General features: G+C 39.7%; 9 protein-coding genes. 4 read left to right on the top strand and 5 right to left on the bottom strand.

The window, feature by feature from the left end:
• From ACOJS8_RS17470 to ACOJS8_RS17460, 3 genes are all read left to right on the top strand, one after another.
• On the top strand, positions 1–334 hold a 334-nt coding region (locus tag ACOJS8_RS17470; RefSeq protein ID WP_420149829.1), incomplete at its 5' end, for a hypothetical protein.
• 33 nt (positions 335–367) lie between these two features.
• Positions 368–769 (top strand): hypothetical protein, encoded by a 402-nt coding sequence (locus ACOJS8_RS17465; RefSeq protein WP_420149828.1) that lies wholly within the window; start codon positions 368–370, stop codon positions 767–769.
• 50 nt (positions 770–819) lie between these two features.
• Complete coding sequence (locus tag ACOJS8_RS17460) at positions 820–1,158, top strand: hypothetical protein (protein ID WP_420149827.1); 339 nt, start codon at positions 820–822, stop codon at positions 1,156–1,158.
• Positions 1,159–1,404: 246 nt separating this feature from the next.
• On the opposite strand, the gene ACOJS8_RS17455 is transcribed toward ACOJS8_RS17460, so the two are convergent.
• The 5 genes from ACOJS8_RS17455 to ACOJS8_RS17435 form a co-directional block, all read right to left on the bottom strand.
• Positions 1,405–1,824 (bottom strand): hypothetical protein, encoded by a 420-nt coding sequence (locus ACOJS8_RS17455; RefSeq protein ID WP_420149826.1) that lies wholly within the window; start codon positions 1,822–1,824, stop codon positions 1,405–1,407.
• Between the two features lie 172 nt (positions 1,825–1,996).
• On the bottom strand, positions 1,997–2,386 hold the full coding sequence (locus ACOJS8_RS17450) for a hypothetical protein (RefSeq protein ID WP_420149825.1): 390 nt from the start codon (positions 2,384–2,386) through the stop codon (positions 1,997–1,999).
• A gap of 46 nt (positions 2,387–2,432) precedes the next feature.
• Positions 2,433–2,804: a hypothetical protein gene (locus tag ACOJS8_RS17445; RefSeq protein ID WP_420149824.1), complete on the bottom strand. Its 372-nt coding sequence runs from the start codon at positions 2,802–2,804 to the stop codon at positions 2,433–2,435.
• Between the two features lie 458 nt (positions 2,805–3,262).
• Entirely contained in the window at positions 3,263–3,505 is a 243-nt protein-coding gene (locus tag ACOJS8_RS17440; protein ID WP_420149823.1) for a hypothetical protein, read from the bottom strand.
• 422 nt (positions 3,506–3,927) lie between these two features.
• Positions 3,928–4,170, bottom strand: coding sequence for a hypothetical protein (locus tag ACOJS8_RS17435; protein WP_420149822.1), 243 nt, complete (start codon positions 4,168–4,170; stop codon positions 3,928–3,930).
• On the opposite strand from ACOJS8_RS17435, the gene ACOJS8_RS17430 reads away from it, so the two are divergent.
• The coding region (locus ACOJS8_RS17430; RefSeq protein WP_420149821.1) for a site-specific integrase at positions 4,162–4,666 on the top strand (505 nt) is incomplete at its 3' end. The genes ACOJS8_RS17435 and ACOJS8_RS17430 overlap by 9 nt on opposite strands.

The following is a 4,666-nucleotide window of genomic DNA, read 5'->3' as shown; positions in this document are numbered from 1 at the left end:
AAAGACAGTCATGTTAACATATGTGAGATTATATAACAGGTTAATGGTGCAAAATTTAGATAAGGAGCAACAGCAGTTATACGAATGGATAGATAAGCTGCTCTGGGAGGAGTGGGACCCTATTGGGGTCAATGATATACCTGAGGCCAGGGATGAGTATCAATCCTATACTCCTAGGTTGTTTAACTTAGCGATGGAGGGGGCAACAACTGAGGTTATAGCTCAAGAGCTTTTCCAAATAGAAATGCACACAATGGGCTTATTTGGCAGTCGTCAGAGGTGTGAACTAATTGCACAAAAAATTGCAGATCAGGCAAAAAACAGCCTGGGCTAACATAATGCCACTTATACAACAAAAGTAGGATCTATGCGAAATCACTTCGAAACCATTAAGATTCTACTACTTGTTTGGGCTGGGGGAAGTTTAACCGCTTGTGCTGATTATCATTTTAAGTATTATTCGCCCGACGGGAAACATTGGATAACCCGATGTTCCTATAGAGATTCAACATACTTTTTAAATGGTCGAAACAATGAATTAAAAAAAGAGCAAGGCTATGTCGTTATTCAGGATCGAGATTTTAGGAGTGGTTGGGATTGCTTAATAACTTTCTCCGGAGACACAGCGGTAGTCATTGCCCCAACTTATGAATTCTATATCAGAAATAATCCGAAAAAATTAAAACTAAAATACGTTGTTAGGTCAGAGATGTATGTTGAAATTTATCAAAAAAATAAAAAAGACTTAATCCATTTAGCATCTGAATAAATCAAACCTTTAACAACTAACATAACGGCACTTATACAACAGATTGGGACATGCAAACTGATTCTCAAGTCAAGCTCTTCAAACAAGATCCCCAAAGCAATCTGGCACTACAATTTGAGGACGGAAACTGTACAATTACTTTTCAGGTCTGGAATCTAGCAGACGAAGAAGTAGAGTCTCACAAAGGCGTAATTAGTTTTCTGGACTGTTGGGCTTGTGAGTATTTATCTATGGAGCTCTACTCTTATCAATATGGTAAAGAACTCTATGCATCTAATGCATTTATTTTTAAAATTAGCCAGTCGAATTGGCTTAATGAGAAAGTGAAGAAGAGAACTCAAGTTTATCTAACTTGGCTTTCATGGGACAAGAAGGATTACTTTCATTAGTTAATTGAAGGACATGAGAATTACATTCAAGTAATTGCCACTGGCTTTAAAATTGACTTTATTGTCAACTCGAAAATAGAACTTTCTTAAGGATAGACTTTTGAAGTAAATAAGCTTGATTCTAAGTTAATTCTCTTAACATAAAGATAGTTATGCAACTGATCTCGTAAGAGTGCTAATTGATGCTACACAATTAAATTGTATTTTTCAAAGCGTATTTCTTGTAACTCAATTTATGGCCCTTTTCTAGGAGCTGTAGACCTTTCGAAAAATAAAAGTATCCTTCACCCAAACAGTATCACGTTCTATAGAATCAGTTTTCAATCTTAGACTTTGTCGAATAATTAATTTTCTGCCTTCTTTATCTGAATTCAGCATAACAATATCAACAGGATGGGTTGTGGTATCGATTAGGACAAGTTCAAGCCAAACGAATAATAATCCGAATGGAACAAATAATACAATAGGAATAACGTGTGCTAATAATTTGTTCTTTACCAATAATAAGAAGATACAATACGGCAAACCTACATGGGCCGTAATTCCAATAAATCTATTGATTCTAACTAATTCACCATTTATAAAAGTAATATCACGACCGTACTCAGCAAATAGCTCTTCTCCTATTACTATAGCTGCAAAAATTATAGCCAGTATTTTAATCATTCTGGTAAGTAAAAAAGTGTTTTTACTTAATAAGATAAATTTTAGAATAGTACAATCAAGTTTCAATACGAAAATAGTATTATTCCCAAAATAGTTTTATAACTTAGATTATGTGAAGAGAATAAAAGTAGAACCGAGTTAATAAGCCTGTTTTCTCAATCTTAGAATAGTTTTATTGATGCTGTGCTTTTAGAAGCTTCAGTATTCCCAAAACGACATGCCAAGTTGTTGCTTCTACCTGTAATCGAATTAAAGAACCACTTTTCATTAAAAGTCCCATTTCTGAGATGTTCTGTTTAGTTTGATCTAAGAAATTAGGGTCAATTTTGTCAATATCTTGAAACAGTGCTGTAAGCCAACGGTCTTCCGAAAAAATGATAATTTTCTCTAAAGTCATAACCCAAAAGTAGGTACTTGATCTATAGAAGATTATAATTAAATCTACTTCAACAATAGAGTGCAATACATCTTTGATCTCACTAGTCACATCTCTACGTAAGAGTAGATGCTCCGATTCGACTTTATACCTTCTGAATTTTGCCTCAATTATTGCTGGATTCACAGTCTGAATACTGTTGTATAAGTGTGCTTATGTTAACCAGTAGTATTTATTTCTTGCTAATTGAAGAAATATTAATTGACCAAAAATAAGCAACCCCATTGGTAATACAGGGTGGCCTCAGATCGCCACTAACCACGTAGTTGTATTCGCCTTCTTTCGATGCAGATAAGCCTGTAATCTTCAACGTATCACAGGGAAGTAACTCTCGATAAGCCACTTTGCTATAATCAACGTCTTTTAAGAATAAGGTTTTGCCAACTGTAAGCCTCGCTTTCATATCAGTTACAGTCGTTGAAATTTTACCTTTACAATCACAGTCATTACTGAATTCAAACTGCTGTTCTGTATCTTTTTTAGTGCAACTATTTAATAGCAACAGATTGACCACAGCCAGTAGAGTAAGGATGTTTTTCTGCATGATTTCAGGCTTTTCTTATATGACCCCTATCTCTAATCAAACGTTGGCGATACTGTTATATAATCAGACTTATGTTAAGCACTACAAAGTGTATGACAGCTAATTGAGTGTTCATCAACCCTACTAATGTGCTCAAAACTTTACTAAGTGATGTGATATCCGGCTATCCACCTGGACAGCACTGATTCAGGGGATAGCTCATTTGATAATGGCCGGGCCACTGAACGCATGCTGTTGTGTAGAGGATTGGGTCGGTTCATAAAGAAGCCAAACTGGCTTTAGGATCACTATACCAATGTCGACTAGTCTTAGAAATTTACTACTAAAGCCGTTAAACCATTATCAATTGTGTTAAGCTTACTTCGTCAATAAGTGCAATTCTAAATTTGCACATAAACACCATTCAGCAAATACATGAAACGGACTCTAAAAAGGAGCTCCATTTATCTAGCTCTTGGTTAATCCGTAAATTTAAGTGGGGTTACTATTCGCCATTCTGACTCCGGATTATTGCGCTCAAACATGATGTTGAAAGCGAACTCTGTATTTTCTGTCTTAACTTCGGTCAAGCTAGCTCCCTCTGCTTGCTGGTCCTGATGAATGGGCTTATAGAGAGCAACCTTATAGCGGGTACTTCGGATACGCATCTGGTTAAGACGCTGAGTTAATTCCTTGGAAAAGCGTAAGGAAATTGAATGCATGCGGATGGATTGGTAAATTAGTGTATCTCTACAACGAGTGAAGGCACTCCAGAAGTCTTTGCGTTAAATCTGATTTCGATTGATAATGAACTATATAATTAGTTACTCGTGATAACTTTAATTATCACGAGTAATCCTATATTTGTCAAACCGAGTCCATTTTGATCAAATTTGCTCGAAAACATGCTCGTTTCCCTTTCCAACTCATGAACCAACCCGACAGCCTTATCCAAGACGTAACGATCATTCCCCTTTCTGACCAAAGCTTGTCGTTGCGGATCGATGAGCAGATTCATCAAGAGGCCAGGGAGTATTTGCGGGCTGGCCTGCAAGGATCGGCTAATTCCCACCGGGCGTTTATTACTGACCTTAAACAATATTCAGCCTGGTGCCAGGAAAATGGCTACGAGCCAACGCCCTTGTCAGCTGTTGCCCTGGTGGAATACGTCACCTTCCTGGGACGAACCCGCAGCTTCTTCACCATTCAACGACACCTGGCTAGTATTGCCAAATTCCACCGCCAGCACCGGGTTGACTCGCCCACCACCGATGAGCAGTTCAAGGTGTTTATGAAAGGCTTTAAGCTCAAAAAGACCGTACGCCAAAAACAGGCCCCTGACTTTTCCCTCAAGCAGTTTCGACAGGCCCTGGACGCCTTGCCCCACACCCCAACGGGTTTACGTAACCGGGCCATTCTGCTGCTGGGCTTCACGGGCGCTTTTCGGCGCAGTGAGTTAGCTCAACTGGATGTGGATCACATCCTGATTGATGAGGCCGGCCTGGTCATCCGCCTGAACCACTCAAAGACTAATCAATTCGGGGAAGTCGAAGAAAAGGCGGTGTCGTATGCCAACGAGCCGGAGTATTGTCCCATTGGCGCGCTTGTTGCCTGGCTGGAGGTGGTGGGTCGGGAGGATGGTCCTTTATTTGTGAGAATTCGGAAAGGGGAGCGAGTGACGGAAGATCGTCTGTCGGACGAGTGGGTGAACGTGTTAGTCCAGCAACAGCTGGGCGAGTCGTTTACGGCGCACTCGCTCAGGGCCAGTTTTGTCACCATCGCCAAAGCCAACGGGGCCGATGATCTGGAGGTGATGAACCAGACCAAACATCGCACGGCCACCATGATCCAGCGCTTTGATCGCCGACGCAATATCCGCAAAC

The sequence above is a fragment of the Spirosoma sp. genome, assembly GCF_048594605.1.
Taxonomy (GTDB): domain Bacteria; phylum Bacteroidota; class Bacteroidia; order Cytophagales; family Spirosomataceae; genus Spirosoma.
The sequence above is the reverse complement of the archived record's forward strand: the minus strand, read 5'-3'. Positions and strand labels throughout refer to the sequence as shown.